This window comes from Brevibacterium sp. MGP-B1 (genome assembly GCF_057766545.1).
In genome coordinates this window covers 4,094,203-4,108,354 of the sequence record NZ_CM173407.1, presented here as the reverse complement: position 1 = coordinate 4,108,354, position 14,152 = coordinate 4,094,203, and the positions used below count along the sequence as shown (strand labels likewise).

The 14,152-nt window shown below is 65.6% G+C and carries 11 protein-coding genes and 1 riboswitch; of the genes, 4 read left to right on the top strand and 7 right to left on the bottom strand.

The window, feature by feature from the left end:
- Nucleotides 1-64: 64 nt before the first annotated feature.
- A riboswitch (glycine riboswitch) is annotated at nucleotides 65-180 on the bottom strand.
- Between the two features lie 325 nt (nucleotides 181-505).
- The 5 genes from AC3CD9_RS18635 to AC3CD9_RS18615 all read right to left on the bottom strand — a co-directional run bounded on the left by AC3CD9_RS18635 (nucleotide 506) and on the right by AC3CD9_RS18615 (nucleotide 6,782).
- Nucleotides 506-1,795: an MFS transporter gene (locus AC3CD9_RS18635; RefSeq protein ID WP_488365489.1), complete on the bottom strand. Its 1,290-nt coding sequence runs from the start codon at nucleotides 1,793-1,795 to the stop codon at nucleotides 506-508.
- A gap of 88 nt (nucleotides 1,796-1,883) precedes the next feature.
- On the bottom strand, nucleotides 1,884-2,966 hold the full coding sequence (locus tag AC3CD9_RS18630) for a phosphotransferase family protein (protein ID WP_488365488.1): 1,083 nt from the start codon (nucleotides 2,964-2,966) through the stop codon (nucleotides 1,884-1,886).
- Complete coding sequence (locus AC3CD9_RS18625; protein ID WP_488365487.1) at nucleotides 2,963-4,222, bottom strand: acyl-CoA dehydrogenase family protein; 1,260 nt, start codon at nucleotides 4,220-4,222, stop codon at nucleotides 2,963-2,965. The genes AC3CD9_RS18630 and AC3CD9_RS18625 overlap by 4 nt, the downstream gene beginning before the upstream one ends.
- Nucleotides 4,219-4,998: an SDR family oxidoreductase gene (locus AC3CD9_RS18620; RefSeq protein WP_488365486.1), complete on the bottom strand. Its 780-nt coding sequence runs from the start codon at nucleotides 4,996-4,998 to the stop codon at nucleotides 4,219-4,221. The genes AC3CD9_RS18625 and AC3CD9_RS18620 overlap by 4 nt, the downstream gene beginning before the upstream one ends.
- 38 nt (nucleotides 4,999-5,036) lie before the next feature.
- Complete coding sequence (locus AC3CD9_RS18615) at nucleotides 5,037-6,782, bottom strand: class I adenylate-forming enzyme family protein (protein WP_488365485.1); 1,746 nt, start codon at nucleotides 6,780-6,782, stop codon at nucleotides 5,037-5,039.
- Nucleotides 6,783-7,062: 280 nt separating this feature from the next.
- On the opposite strand from AC3CD9_RS18615, the gene AC3CD9_RS18610 reads away from it, so the two are divergent.
- A complete protein-coding gene (locus AC3CD9_RS18610) occupies nucleotides 7,063-7,677 on the top strand; it encodes a TetR/AcrR family transcriptional regulator (protein WP_488365483.1) in 615 nt (204 codons plus the stop codon).
- Nucleotides 7,678-8,095: 418 nt separating this feature from the next.
- Here AC3CD9_RS18610 and AC3CD9_RS18605 read toward each other — a convergent pair whose 3' ends face one another.
- Nucleotides 8,096-8,914: an SDR family oxidoreductase gene (locus tag AC3CD9_RS18605; protein WP_488365482.1), complete on the bottom strand. Its 819-nt coding sequence runs from the start codon at nucleotides 8,912-8,914 to the stop codon at nucleotides 8,096-8,098.
- A 252-nt stretch (nucleotides 8,915-9,166) separates the two neighbouring features.
- Between AC3CD9_RS18605 and AC3CD9_RS18600 the strand changes: the two genes are divergently transcribed.
- Complete coding sequence (locus AC3CD9_RS18600) at nucleotides 9,167-10,465, top strand: DUF1990 family protein (RefSeq protein ID WP_488365480.1); 1,299 nt, start codon at nucleotides 9,167-9,169, stop codon at nucleotides 10,463-10,465.
- 119 nt (nucleotides 10,466-10,584) lie between these two features.
- Here the strand turns inward: AC3CD9_RS18600 and AC3CD9_RS18595 are convergent, their stop codons facing one another.
- Nucleotides 10,585-11,481, bottom strand: coding sequence for a LysR substrate-binding domain-containing protein (locus tag AC3CD9_RS18595; RefSeq protein WP_488365479.1), 897 nt, complete (start codon nucleotides 11,479-11,481; stop codon nucleotides 10,585-10,587).
- Between the two features lie 217 nt (nucleotides 11,482-11,698).
- Between AC3CD9_RS18595 and AC3CD9_RS18590 the strand changes: the two genes are divergently transcribed.
- Together AC3CD9_RS18590 and AC3CD9_RS18585 are read left to right on the top strand one after the other, a co-directional pair.
- Nucleotides 11,699-12,952: a CaiB/BaiF CoA transferase family protein gene (locus AC3CD9_RS18590; RefSeq protein WP_488365478.1), complete on the top strand. Its 1,254-nt coding sequence runs from the start codon at nucleotides 11,699-11,701 to the stop codon at nucleotides 12,950-12,952.
- A gap of 31 nt (nucleotides 12,953-12,983) precedes the next feature.
- On the top strand, nucleotides 12,984-14,147 hold the full coding sequence (locus AC3CD9_RS18585) for an acyl-CoA dehydrogenase family protein (protein ID WP_488365477.1): 1,164 nt from the start codon (nucleotides 12,984-12,986) through the stop codon (nucleotides 14,145-14,147).
- The last annotated feature ends 5 nt before the right edge of the window (nucleotides 14,148-14,152 follow it).

The window sequence follows — 14,152 nt, the reverse complement described above, 5'->3', positions numbered from 1 at the left end:
CCCGATCTGTCGGATGCGTGGTCGCACCGCAGGTGTGCGGCGAACTCGCGTCCTTCAGATATGCCTGCAATCGGTGGTACTGGGCCTGAGAGTTTCCCGGGGAGGGAATTGCACCTACGGCGCTGCCCGGAAGTCCGGCTCGATTCGGCCTGACTGCGGCAGCTCTCCCACGTCTTGTCTTAGCGGCGTATGAAGTTGTGCGCAGAACCAGATGGGCTTCTGAAGCAGATGGGCTTCTGAAGCCTCCGGCTGAGACTGCGCCTCCGATTCTAGTGAATGAAATCATCCCCGACAAACCCCCTGCTGGTCCCCTTACTATGACCACTCTTCCAACCGCCGCGAAGACCAGCTCCCCGCGACAGCTCCTCTCTACCTCCGATGCAGAAATAGGTCGCTATCGGATAGTTTCCTGCTCAGAAGTATCCGATAGCGACCTAGATTCGGGCGCCGAGATCCGATAGCGACCCAAATTCGCCGAGGCGGCGCTACGGTCCCGCCGCGATGTTCAGATCGCGTTGAGGTCCTTGCCCTTGGTCTCGGGCAGCTTGACCACGGCGACGATCGTTGCCAGGCAGAGCAGGACCACCCAGCCGCTGGAGAGCCAGCTGAGGTCGAGCGAGTTGAACAGTCCATTGAGATACGGTGCTGTTCCGCCGAACACAGCCACGGAGACCGAGTAGGCGAAGCCGATTCCCTGGGTGCGGACCTTCGTCGGGAAGGCCTCGGACAGGACTGCCGACAGCAAGGCTCCTGCCATCGAGACCACGAGCAGTGCCAGCGTCGACGCAACGAACAACGTCCAGCCAGTGTCCGTGATCATGCCCATGAGCGGATACTGCAGGATCGCCATGAGCACTCCGAAGCCGATGAGCACCGGCCGACGACCGATCCGGTCGGAGAGGAATCCCCAGAAGGGCAGCGACGCGAGTGCGATGATCTGCGCACCGACGGTCGCCCAGTAAGCGGTCTGCGCATCCATACCGCGCTCGGTGATCGCCAAGGTCGACGCGTACGACGTCCAGGTGTAGTGAGCCGCAGTGATTCCCGAGGTCATGAGCACGACGAGGACGATCGCACGAGCCACACGGCCGCGGTCGAGAGGAGTCGGGGCGACGGTCTCTTCGGCTTCATCGGCTTCGAAGACATCGCTTTCGACCATTCCGCGCCGCATCCACAGCGCAACGAGCGCGAGCAGACCGCCGAGCGCGAACGGAATCCTCCATGCCCAGTCGGAAACCGCCGCTTCGGAGAAGACGTTCGTGATTACGCCCCCGATGGTGTAGGCAACGACCGAACCGCCGAAGATGGCGACGAAGACGATGGAGCCCCAGAAACCGCGCTTGTGGGCCGGAGCAATCTCGGCGATATATGAGTTCGCCGTTGCCGACTCGCCGCCGTGGGCGAAGCCCTGCGCGACTCGGATGAGGAGGAGGATCAGTGAGGCGAAGACGCCGATCTGACCGTAGGTCGGCAGGACGGCGATGAGGAACGAACCGCCTGCCATGATGAGCATCGTGACGATGAGGACGAACTTGCGACCCTTTACATCGGCGATCTTGCCGAACACGATCCCGCCCAGAGGTCTCATGAGGAACCCGACGGCGAAGACACCGAGGGTCGCGAGGACGGAGGAGACTTTGTCCTCGCTGTTGAACATCGCGGCGGCGATGAAGGGCGTGAACACCGCGTAAGCGCTCCACTCGTACCATTCGAGGATATTACCGATGGTGCTCGCGACGACGGATCGCCGTTTCAGCTGCAGAGGCACCTTTGTCCCTGCGATCGTATCGGTCATGGCTTCCTTTCCACTGCTTCATTGGAGGTGGTGCTGTATATATCTGTGGTGGTGCTCGGTGGTGCGGATACTCCTATCTCGCTCGTCGTTACACGACGGTGGAGGCGATGGCTTCGGCGGCTGCGATGAGTTCGGGGACCCCGGTCTCGAGGCTGCCGGTGAAGTTACCGGCCGGCGGCGCCTCTCCGTTGAGCCATCTGGTGTAGATGGCTTCGCTGAAGATCGCGGCCTTCCACAGCGCGAAGGCCTCGTACCAAGGCAATACGGACAGGTCGAGGCCAGTCTTCTGCTGGTAGCGCTCGGCGAGTTCAGAACGGGTGAGGAACCCCTCCCCCGCAGTGACCGGGGTGAGGTCCATGACCGTGCGCGGATTCTCGCGGTCGGTGTAGGTGACGAGGAAGTAGCCGAGGTCGGCGAGCGGATCGCCGAGGGTCGACATCTCCCAGTCGAGGATCGCTGCGACCTCGACCGGCGTCGAGGACGCGATCATCGCGTTTCCGGCACGGTAGTCGCCATGGACGACCGCGTGCCGCTGAGTGGCCGGAATGCTCGCAGCCAACCAGTCACCGAGGCGGCTGACCTGGGGCAGCGACCGCTGAGTGTTCTTCCCCCAGAGGGAGGCGAACAACTTCACCTGGCGCTCCAGGTACCTGTCCGGACGACCGAGCGCGGCCACCTCGGGAACGGCGACGTCGACCGAGTGGAGGTCGACGAGGCGGTCGACGAGGGCTTCGCTGAGAGCTCGACGGTCGGCCGCCTCGGCGAGGAAATCGGGCAGGGTCTCGGTGACCACGGTTCCTGACACGAAATCCATGATGTAGAACGGGACGCCGAGGACCGATTCGTCCTCGCAGACGTGGAGGATCGTGGGCACGGCCATTCCCTGAGCACCGAGGACCTTCTGGATCTTTGCTTCGCGAACCATATCGTGGGTCGATTTCGGGATCGGCGGGCGCGGTCCGCGGCGCAGCACCACATCGAGGTCATCACGCCGGATCCGGAAGGTGACGTTCGACTGGCCCTCGCCGATGCGATCCCAGCGGACGGGGCCGGACCCGAAGCCGTGCGTGTCGAGGTAGTCGCTGAGGATGTCGACGATGAGCAGGGGCGGTGCGGACAGTGCCTGCGCCTCGGCGGCGGTGTCGACGACGTCGATGAGCTTCTCGGTCAACGCGCCCCCCTCACGATGTCGAGTCGGGGAGCTCCCGCTGCGACTTCCTTGCGCCGCTTCGATGAGGCGCGACGGGAGATCGCGAACTTGTGCGTCTCGGTGGCGCCGTCGTAGATGCGGAACGGACGGACGTCGTTGAGGTACTGGACGAGTGGCAGCTGGTCGGAGACGCCGTCGCCGCCGGTGAGCTGGATGGCCCGATCGATGACACGGTAGACGGCTTCGGAGCAGTAGACCTTCGCGATCGAGGACCGCGAGTTCGCTTCCTTCGCATCGGTGGCGAGCACTTCGGAGGTCTTCGTGATCATCGCGTCAGAGGTTTCGATGTCGATGACCGACTGCGCGATGAGCTCCTGCGCGAGACCCTGACGTGCGAGGACGTCGCCGAATGCCTCGCGGTGGTCGGCACGGTCGAGAGCTGTGTCCAGCGCCCGGCGGGCCAGTCCCAGCCACCGCATGCAGTGCGTGAGACGGGCCGGCGCCAGGCGTACCTGGGCGTAGGCGAAGCCCTTGCCGGATTCGCCGAGGATGGCCGAGGCGGGGACGCGAACATCGTCGAAGTGGACGTAGGGATGGCCGCCGGCGATCGTGCGGTCGACGGTGTGGATCGGCCGTCCGACGCTGACACCCGGGGTGTCCTTGGGCACGAGGAACATCGTGGCCGCCTGGCCCTTCTTCGCCTGCGCGGAACCCGAGCCCTCGGTCGTCGCAGCCGAGTCCTCGGCGTCGGTGGCGGCCATGACGATGAAGAAGCTGCACAGCTCAGCTCCGAAGATGAAGCGCTTGTCACCGGTGATGACCCACTCGTCGCCGTCCTTGACCGCGCGGGTCGCCAGCGCCGACGGGTCGGAGCCGGTGCCTGGATGTGGTTCGGTCATGGCGAAGGAGGAGCGGACGTCGCCGGCGGCCAGCGGGGCGAGGAACCGCTCCTTCTGCTCCTGCGTGGCGATCTGGGCGAGCATGTGCATATTGCCCTCATCGGGTGCCATGCAGTTGAGAACGGCGGGCCCGATCGGCGAGTATCCTGCCTCCTGGAACACCGGGGACCAGAATTCGATCGGCACGCCCTGGCCGCCCCACTCGGTGGGCACGTGTGGAGCGAAGACTCCGGCCTCCTTGGCTTTGGCCTTGAGGTCGGTCAGGACCGCTTCGTCGAGGTAGTCCCCCGGATGGGGCTCGGCGGGCATAATGACGTCGCGGATGAAGGTGCGGGTGCGCTGGCGCAGCTCTTCGACGTCTGCTGGAATGTGGCTCATGCTGTGCCTCCTGCTGTGATGAGTCCGCCGTCGGCGGTGAGGATCTGGGCGGTGATCCAGTCGGAGTCGGACGACGTGAGGTAGGCCGCAGCTGCGCCGATGTCCTCGGGAGTGCCGAGCCGGCCGGCCGGATAGGCGGCGGTGACTTCGGCTTCTCTGCCTTCGTAGAGCGCGGTGGCGAAGCGGGTCTTGACGACGGCAGGGGCGATTCCGTTGACGCGGATATCGGGTCCGAGTTCGACGGCAAGGGTCTTCACGAGGTGGGCCACGGCGGCCTTCGAGACGCCGTAGAGGCCGATGCCCTTGCTCGGATTCTGGCCGGCGACCGAGGAGATGGATAGGATCCGACCCTTGTTCTCCCGGAACTTCAGTCCCTCGTGATGGACGGCCCCCTGGATCCAGGCCAGAGTGCCGAGGACGTTTACTTCGAGGATCTTGCGGGCGGCATCGAGCTCGATGTCGACAGTGTCACCGTAGACCGGGTTGATGCCGACGTTCGTGACGAGGACGTCGAGGCGGCCGTACTTCTTCGCGATAGTGTCGAAGACCTCAGTCCGGTGGGCCGGGTCATCGGCCTTGCCCGCGATGCCGATCACGGTGCCTTCAGGGAATTCTGCGACAGTCTCGGCAAGCGGTTCGGGCTTGCGGGCGGTGAGGACGACGGTCGCCCCTTCGACCTGCAGCCGCTTGGCGATGCCGAGTCCGATACCGCGACTCGATCCCGTCACGAGGGCGACCTGCCCTTCGAAACGGCGTCCGATCGTTGATTCGCTCAATGTCTCTCCTGTCTTGAATGGTTGTCGGTCAGTGGTGCCTATCTATCTGACGCTGTTTCTCTTCCGGAGTCTCGCAGCACCCGGCGTTGGATCTTTCCGGTGTGCGTCTTCGGCAGGTCTGACATGACGTGGACGGTGCGCGGGTACTTGTACGCTGCGAGGCGTTCTTTCGCGAAGGCGATGAGCTCCTCGGCACTGACGTCTTGGCCGGTGCGCAGGGAGACGTAGGCGACGACGGTCTCGCCGCGGTAGTCGTCGGGCTGGCCGACGACGGCCGCTTCGAGCACGGCCGGGTGTTCATAGAGGACGTCTTCGACCTCGCGCGGCCACACCTTGTAGCCGGACGCGTTGATCTGGTCCTTGATCCGATCGACGAGATAGATCCACCCGGCATCGTCCATGACGCCGACGTCGCCGGTGCGCAACCAGCCCTCGTCGAAGGCTGCCTTGTTTGCCTCGGGTTTGCCGAGGTAGCCGGGCGTGATCTGAGGCCCGCGCAACTCGAGTTCGCCGGCGCTGGAATCGGTGACGACGGTCCCGTCGGCGATGTCGACGATGCGGGCTTCGAGTCCGGGGAACGGCACGCCGATGGCCAGGGTGTCCGTGGCCGGGTCGACGGGCGCCTCCGTGTTCGGCGGGACTCCGATGACCGCGGAGGCGGTTTCGGTCATCCCGTATATGTTGTGGATGTAGTGGCCGAACCGGTTCCGGAAACGCTCGACCGTGGCCGGCGGCACGGGGGCTCCACCGGAATAGAGGTAGCGGATGCTCCGCAGGTCCTCGGCTGTGGCGGACTCGTGTTCGAGCAGTGCGTTGTAGACGGTGATTGAGCCGATGGTCACGGTGACCTTGTCATCACGGATGGCGGCGACGATCTTGTCCGCGTTCACGCGGCCGATGAAGTCGAGCGTGATCGGGAAGATCAGCGAGGTCGCCGCGCAGGCGACGGCTCCGGTGATGTGGAAGAGCGGGGCGATGGCGAGCATGACGTCGCCTTCGTCGAGGTTCAGCCAATCTCCGTACGACCGGGCCACGGCGAGAACATTGCGGTGGGTGCCGACGGCGCCTTTGGCCGGCCCGGTCGTGCCCGATGTGTAGGTGAGCAGGGCGGCGTCGTCGAGGCCCGGCAGCAGTTCGGTGCGGTGATCGGGCGCGTCGGTGCGCTGGGAGGCGAGGAAGGGACCCCACGAATCAACGGCGATCCCGGACTCGGCGGGGGTCGCCTCGGCGGGAGTGGTTTCTGACTCACGGACAGCTGCGGTCTGGGCGTCGCCGGTGAGGTCGGAGGGGTCCCGATCGTATTCGTCGTCATCGGTGATGAGCACCCAGGTCAGGGAGCCGCCGGTGAGGGTCTCACGAACCTGGCCGAGGTCTGCTTCGTCGCAGATGAGCGCCGAGGCGGCCGAATCGTCGATGAGCGCGCGCAGTTCGCGGCCGCGGTACATGGGGTTGAGGACGAGGGGGACGACGCCGATCTTCCAGGCCGCAAGCAGTGCCACGGCGAACTGCGGGACGTTCTGGAGGTAGATGCCGACGATGTTCGACTTCTGCAGGCCGCGGGAGAGGAACCCAGCGGCGAGCGCCTCGGCTTCACGGTCGATGTCGGCGGCGGTGAACCTGCGTCCACGGTAGGTCACGGCGATCTGACTGGGGGCCTCCTCGACACGGGCGTTCCACGCATGGGCCGTGGATGCGTCGTGGATCTCCGGCGTCTCACCGGCTCCGGCGGGGTAGAGCCGCGTCCACACATGCCGCGTGGTGCTGGAAGTGCTGTCGGCTGCCATCTGACTGTCGCCCTTCATCGTGTCGGGACCGGAACATCTCCGTCACGGCCCGACCGAGCGCTCGCTCGGTTAGTTCTGTATCGTAGGTCACACGATGATCGGGCGCAAGGGCGGCCGGGCATGACTGTCGACCGTTCGAGCAGCAAAGCGATCGGGCTCAGAGATGGAGGGACGTTTCGGGGGTCGAATAAAACCGCCGGGGGCGAATGGAACCGCGGGGTCCGAATGGCCGTAGATTAGGGATGAGAAGACAGTGAGACGGAGCAGGCAGGGACAACTCGTGAGTAATGCAACCATGACGAACTGGCGGGACTACGACGCCCCGCTGCTGTCGCCGATCCTTCAGTCCGCGCTCGACAGTTTCGTCACGGGCGGATTCCACGGCACGAGTATCCGCCAGCTGGCTGGCGCGGCCGGACTGTCAGTGCCCGGCCTCTATCACCACTTCGCGTCGAAGCATGCGATCCTCGCCGAGATCGACCGTCTGGCGATGGAGGACCTGTGGCAGCGCAGCATCGCGGCACTCGCCGACGGCGGGCAGGAGCCGACCGCACGCTTCGACCGACTCATCGAATGCCTGCTGCTCTTCCACGCGCACCAGTCCGATCTCGCCTTCATCGCATTCAGCGAGATCCGAGCGCTGAAGGATCAGCACCGGGATGCTCATATCGCCGCTCGTGACCGGCAGCAGAAACTCCTCGACGCGGTGGTCGAGGAGTGCGTTGCCGACGGCAGCTTCACCACGGAGTTCCCGCGGGACGCCTCGCGAGCGATCACGACGATCTGCACGGGCGTATCGCAGTGGTATCGGGCCGGCGGTGAGCTTGATCCTGCTGGCGTGGCCGAACGCTACGGCGAGATCTGTGCGCACGCCGCCGGCCTCCCGGTGAAGTAGGGGTGGCGCCTGGCGACCCGGTGAAGTAGGGGTGGCGCCTGGCGACCCGGTGAAGCAGGGGTGGCGCCTGGCCTCCCGATGAAGTAACGGTCGCCTGGTTCCCGATGAAGTGGCGACCGCCTGGCCACAAGCAGCCTGCGAAATAGCGGCCCGGTGCTCGCGAAACGTTCCGCGAACCCTGCCCACATTGGATTGTTGGGTCGATCCACGGTGGTTTCCGCGCCTGACACACCGTGGATCGACCCAACAATGCGACTCAGAACGGCACCACAGAAAAATTTAGGTCGCCATCGGATACTTTCCGTCAAGAGAAGTATCCGATGGCGACCTAGATTCAGGTGCAGATGTCCGATGGCGACCTGATTTCGGGCTGCCGGCTACCGGCAACAGACGTTCAGTCGCAGGCTCAGCCTCAGTTTCAGGCGCTGCCGCCGGCGGTGACGACTCCCCCATCGGCGGTGAGCACCTGCGCGGTGATCCAGTCGGCGTCCTCCGACGCCAGATAGGCGACGGCACCGGCAATGTCCTCAGGAGTGCCGAGGCGCTTGACCGGGTACGCGGAGGCGACCTCCTCTTCCCTGCCTTCGTAGAGCGCGGTGGCGAACTTCGTCTTGACCACTGCCGGAGCCACAGCGTTGACGCGGATATCGGGCCCGAGCTCCACGGCGAGGGTCTTCGTCAGATGCGAGACCGCCGCCTTCGAAATGCCGTAGAAGCCGATGCCTTCGCTCGGGATCTGGCCGGCGACCGACGACAAGGTGACGACGCGGCCCTTGTTCTCACGGAAGTTCAGGCCCTCATGGTGGACGGCGTCCTGTACCCAGGCCAGCGTGCCGAGGACGTTGACGTCGAAGATCTTCCGCGCGGCATCGAGTTCCATGTCGACGAGCGGGCCGTAGACCGGGTTGATTCCGGCGTTGGCCACGAGCACATCGAGGCGACCGAACTTCTCAGCGACCGCGTCGAACACCTCTGCCCTGTGAGCCGGGTCGTCGGCCTTGCCGGCAATGGCAAGCGCCGTGCCTTCGGGGAACTCGGCGACCGCCTCACCCAGCGCTTCGGGCTTGCGCGCCGTGAGGACGACGGTGGCGCCCTCCGCGTTGAGCCGCCGAGCGATTCCGAGTCCGATTCCACGGCTGGCACCGGTGATGACGGCAACCTGCCCTTCGAAACGGCGACCGGATTTCGGGGCCGCCGAGGTGGCTGCCGACTGAGTGGCTGAGGTGCTGTCTGACATAGATGAACTCCAGTGTTCGTGCTCTGACATGGTCATTCGGCGCTGACCTGGCGAATCACCCTGAAGCGAGCGTTCGTTCAGCGATCAGTTCTCATCGTAGGCATAGCCGTCAGAAGAAGACAAGGACTACTTCATCAGGCGGAACATATCACCGCGAGAGGCCGGCACAATCGCCCCGCAGACCGGAGGCATTCCACCCACGGGCCGGTCGCGATCGACCTACGCTCGACCGGGCTGGATGAGAATGGAGTCATGAATCATCTCGAATTCCATCTCGACCTCGGCTCCGCCGACCAGTTCCCGCTCGCGCGGGACGCGATCTTCTCCTGGACGCTGCAGGAACTCGCCGGCGTCGTCGTCCGCCCAGCTCGCCGAGCGGCCGAAGGTCAGATCGTCAGCCTGGGACTCAATCCAGTTTGGCCGACCTCGCCGAGGCGGCTGCGCGGTCGCGATCTGCTCGTGCCCGTGGGTTCGTGCGTCGTCACACGGGTGTTCGATGAGAAGGATCGCGCCGGTTTCACCTATCGCACCCTGCCGGGCCACCTCGAGAACGGTGAGGAGACCTTCCTCGTATCCATCGGCACTGACGGCCGCCTCGGCGTGACCATCAGCGCCGATTCCGTCCCAGCACACCCTCTCCTCCGTCTGGGCGCTCCGGTGACCGTGGCGGCCCAGGAGTTGATGGCCCGGCGCTATGCCGAAGGGCTGAAGAGACAGCTCAGGACGGCCGAGCGAAGCCGCCGCGCACGCGCCCTCACGACAGCCTCGGCGCTGATCGGCCGAGAGCTGAGCTGCAAAGAGACCCTTGCCGGCGGTCAGCACGCGCTGACCATGGCGGTCCACGACGGAGACGCGGAGCTCGTCGTCCGCGCATTCCCCGCCGGCCATGATGCGGCGATCAAAGAGGCCGAGGTGCTGGACCGGCTGAGCCCGCTCGGTGAACTCGTCCCCCGCCTCATCGCCCACAGTGCCGACACCAACGATCCAGCCATCGTCACAACCCGTGTCCCGGGCTCACCACCGGATCCGGCGACACCTCTGACCACCATCGCCCGAGAAATGGCGGCAGCCCTGATCCGCATCCACGAACTCGATGGCACCGGTCTGCCTCTGACTCCGCAGTCCCCGCCGTCAGGAGACTCTGCCATCGCGATTCGCGCCCAGCGGGAGTGGGCGAACCTCGACCGCGACGAAGAGGTCCTCACGCACACGGATTTCTGGGCAGGCAATGCCTTGTGGGCCGACGGGCGCCTCACCGGAGTCGTCGACTGGTCGGGCGCGAGCCGTGGACCTCGCGGAGTCGATCTCGCTTGGTGCCGTCAGGATCTCGTGCTGCTCGGCTCCCCCGAGGCGGCCGCTGACTTTCTCGACGAGTACGAACGACTCCTCGGCCGCCGCATCCATGACATCCGCGCATGGGACGTCCAAGCTGCGGCACGTGCCCATGATCGCGTCGAGACCTGGCTGCCGAACTACCACGGGATCGGCCTCGTCGACATGACCGCCGAGGATCTCCGCCACCGCCTCGACACGTGGAACGCGCAGCTGTGAGCCACAGCAGACGGCGGAACTGACCTCGCACTCGTCCACCGATGAGAGGAACTGACCACACATTCATCCGGCTGTGAACCGGCCGTCAGCCCCGCCGAACGACGGGGTTGGCCAGGGCCTCATTCCACGGTCGGCAGGACCGCCTCGGCGAGGGTGAGCACCGCTTCCACGGAGGCCTTGCCGTGGTCGGTGCAATGGGCGAGGTAGAGCTTCGTGGGCTCATCGGGAATGTCGAGGGGCACGGCCACGGTGCCGACCTCACGGGCGGCGGCGGACACCGAATCGAAGGTGATCGAGATGCCGAGTCCGGCCGCGACCAGGGCTCCGATCGTCTGCGAATCCGGTGCGCTCTGGACTACGCGCGGTGCGAATCCCGCCTCGTGGCACAGGCGCAGCGTCGCCTCCCGCAACGTCGAGGAAGGATGCTCGGGCAGAGCGATGAAATCCTCGTCGGCAAGCTCGCCCAGCCGCACCGAGGCGCGCCCCGCCAGACGATGACCCACCGGTAAGGCCGCCGAGAGACGCTCGACCATCACCGGCCGACCCGTGACTCCGGGCGGCTGCTTCGCCCACCTCACGAGCGCGAGGTCGAGCGAGCCGTCGACGAGGCGGGTGATCCCCTCCTCGGCGTAGACATCGGAGTGGAGCCCGAAGCTGACCCCCGGCCTGTGCGCGGTCGATGCAGTCACGAGCGCCGCGGCCAGTCTGCGCGATGACGAGTGGGCGAATCCGAATTCGATGTACCCGGTCTGCCCATCGGCGGCCCGGCGCACCGCCTCGGCGGCCACGGTTCGGTACTCGATCATCTTCCGCGCCGGCTCCACCAGCGCCTCCCCCGCCGCGGTCAGCGCCACATTGCGGGTCGTGCGTCGGAACAGATCGACGCCGAGGTGGTCCTCGAGCGCGCGGATCGTACGGCTGAGCGGCGGCTGCAGCATTCCGAGCCGTTCGGCCGCACGGCCGAAGTGCAGTTCTTCGGCGACTGCGAGGAACGCTTTGACCTGCTGAATCTCCATCGACTGCTTCTCTTTCGAATCCCTGTTGGAGGCCCTGCCGTTACCCCGGCCGAGACCCCATCCAATACCTGTTCCGATAATAATCCATGTACATTATTGCCGATACCGTTATATAGTGGGACGGACCACGCGCCCGCTACCGAAGCACGCGCCCAGAATGCCGAACTCGGCAGCACACAGCACCGCCGCCGGCCCGACGAGAGGAAGACATTCGACGATGAAGCAGTCGACCACTTCTGAGCACCACGACAGCGGCTCCGGACGCGATCACCATCGGTCACCTGTCCACCATCGGTCACCTGCCCACGATCGCCTCGCGGAGTTCCTCCCCCGCGCCGGCTCAGGCCCCCTGTCGGGACAGATCGTCGTCGACTTCTCCCGCGTGCTGGCCGGACCGTACTCGACGATGATGCTCGCCGACCTCGGCGCCACCGTCATCAAGATCGAAGGACCCAAAGGCGATGACACCCGGCACTGGGCACCACCGGTGCGCGACGAGGATGCCACCTACTATCTCTCGATCAATCGCAACAAATACGACATCGTCCTCGACTTCACCGACCCCGACGACCTCGCCACCGCGCAGAAGCTCGCGGCCGAAGCCGATATCGTCGTCGAGAACTTCAAGCCGGGCGGGCTGGCGAAGTACGGGCTCGACTACGACAGCGTCTCCGCTGCCAACCCGACGGTCATCTATGCTTCGGTGACCGGCTTCGGGCCGCAGAACCCGCTGCCCGGATACGACCTCCTCATGCAGGCGCTGTCCGGTTTCATGTCGGTCACCGGCAGCCCCGACGGCTCGCCGTACCGCGCCGGCGTCGCCGTCTTCGACGTCATGACCGGTCTGCACACGACGATCGGCGTCCTCGCCGCGATCCAACACCGCACACTCACCGGCGAGGGCCAGCTCGTCGAAACCAACCTCATGTCCTCGGCGATGTCCGGCCTGGCCAACCAGTCCGGTGCCTACGCGGCCGCAGGCGTGAATCCGACGCGGATGGGCAACGCCCACCCGAGCCTCTACCCCTATCAGCCGATGGCCGCAAAGTCCGGCGAGATCATCATCGCCGCGGCCAATGACGGCCAGTTCCGGATCCTCGCCGAGGTGGTCGGACGCCCCGATTGGTGCGCCGACGAACGATTCGCCCAGGCGAAGAACCGCAACGCCAACCGCGACGCCCTCGAACCCGAACTGCTCGAGGCCCTCCAGGCCCACACGGCACAGGAATGGTTCGACAAACTCTCGGCCGCGGGCCTGCCCTGCGCCCCGATCAACACGATCGCCGAAGGCGTCGAACACGCCAAAAGCCTCGGCTTGGAACCGGTCGTGGACACCGGCACCGGCGAACGCGTCATCCCGACGGTCCGCAACCCGATCACCCTGTCGAGGTCGCAGGTCTCCTACGACCTCGCTCCCCCAGAACTCGGAGCCGACTCCGACCAGGTCCGCGCCTGGCTCGACAGCCTCTGAACCATTCACCACAGACGAAGGAGATCCAACAATGGACAACACGGAACTCGACGACATCCTGTCTGCCGTCCGAGAATTCGTCCGCGAGAAGGTCGTCCCCCTCGAGACCCAGGTCGAGGACGAGGATGCTTTCCCCGAAGCCATCATCAAGGAATCCGCCGAAATGGGACTCTTCGGCTGGGCACTGCCCGAGGAGTACGGCGGCCTCGGCCTCAACGCCGAACAGGACGCACTCCTGGCCATGGAACTCGGCTACACCACCCCGTCCTTCCGCTCGCTGTTCGGTACGAACAACGGCATCGCCGGACAGGTGCTCGTCAACTACGGCACCGACGAGCAGAAGTCCGAATGGCTGCCCCGCCTGGCCTCCGGAGAGGTCGTCGCCTCCTTCGCCCTCACCGAATCCGAGGCCGGCTCCGACCCCTCGGGCCTGCGGACCAAGGCCACCCGCGACGGCGATGACTACGTCATCAACGGCTCCAAGCGGTTCATCACCAACGCCGAGGCATCCGACGTCCTCATGGTCTTCGCCCGCACCGACCCGAACGCCACGGGGTCCAAGGGCATCTCTGTCTTCCTCGTGCCCACGCAGTCCGAAGGCGTGACCGTCGGCCCGCACGATCACAAGATGGGTCAGGCCGGCGCCTGGACCTCGGAGATCTTCTTCGACGACGTGCGCGTGCCTGCCGCCAATCTCATCGGCGGCGAGGAGGAGAAGGGCTTCTACGCGGCCATGGCCTCACTCAACAAGGGACGCCTGCACATCGCCGCGATCTGCGTCGGTCAGTCGATCCGCATCCTCGACGAATCCGTGCGCTTCGCCGCCGAGGCGAAGCAGGGCGGGGAACCGATCGCCCGGTTCCAGCTCGTCCAGGCGATGCTCGCCGATATCTACACCGACGTCGCCGCCGCCAAGGCCCTCGTCCTCTCGGCCGCACAGCGCTGGGACGCCGAGACCGATCGCAAGCTCGGCCCCTCCTCGGCGAAGCTCTTCGCCTCTGAAGCACTCGCTCGCATCGCCGACAAGGGCGTGCAGATCCAGGGCGGCATGGGCTACATGCGCGAGTCCGCGGTCGAACGCTTCTACCGCCACGCACGCCTCTTCCGCATCTACGAAGGCACCTCCGAGGTCCAGCGCGTCGTCGTCGCCAAGCAGTTGCTGGGTGGCGCGCACAAACCGCAGTTCAACCTCTGAGAACA

Excerpts from the sequence above, each read along its gene's own strand:
- AC3CD9_RS18605 (WP_488365482.1), bottom strand. The coding sequence starts at position 8,914 with ATGTCAGACAGCACCTCAGCCACTCAGTCGGCAGCCACCTCGGCGGCC.
- AC3CD9_RS18590 (WP_488365478.1), top strand. The coding sequence starts at position 11,699 with ATGAAGCAGTCGACCACTTCTGAGCACCACGACAGCGGCTCCGGACGC.
- AC3CD9_RS18615 (WP_488365485.1), bottom strand. The coding sequence starts at position 6,782 with ATGGCAGCCGACAGCACTTCCAGCACCACGCGGCATGTGTGGACGCGG.
- AC3CD9_RS18600 (WP_488365480.1), top strand. The coding sequence starts at position 9,167 with ATGAATCATCTCGAATTCCATCTCGACCTCGGCTCCGCCGACCAGTTC.
- AC3CD9_RS18595 (WP_488365479.1), bottom strand. The coding sequence starts at position 11,481 with ATGGAGATTCAGCAGGTCAAAGCGTTCCTCGCAGTCGCCGAAGAACTG.
- AC3CD9_RS18635 (WP_488365489.1), bottom strand. The coding sequence starts at position 1,795 with ATGACCGATACGATCGCAGGGACAAAGGTGCCTCTGCAGCTGAAACGG.
- AC3CD9_RS18625 (WP_488365487.1), bottom strand. The coding sequence starts at position 4,222 with ATGAGCCACATTCCAGCAGACGTCGAAGAGCTGCGCCAGCGCACCCGC.
- AC3CD9_RS18585 (WP_488365477.1), top strand. The coding sequence starts at position 12,984 with ATGGACAACACGGAACTCGACGACATCCTGTCTGCCGTCCGAGAATTC.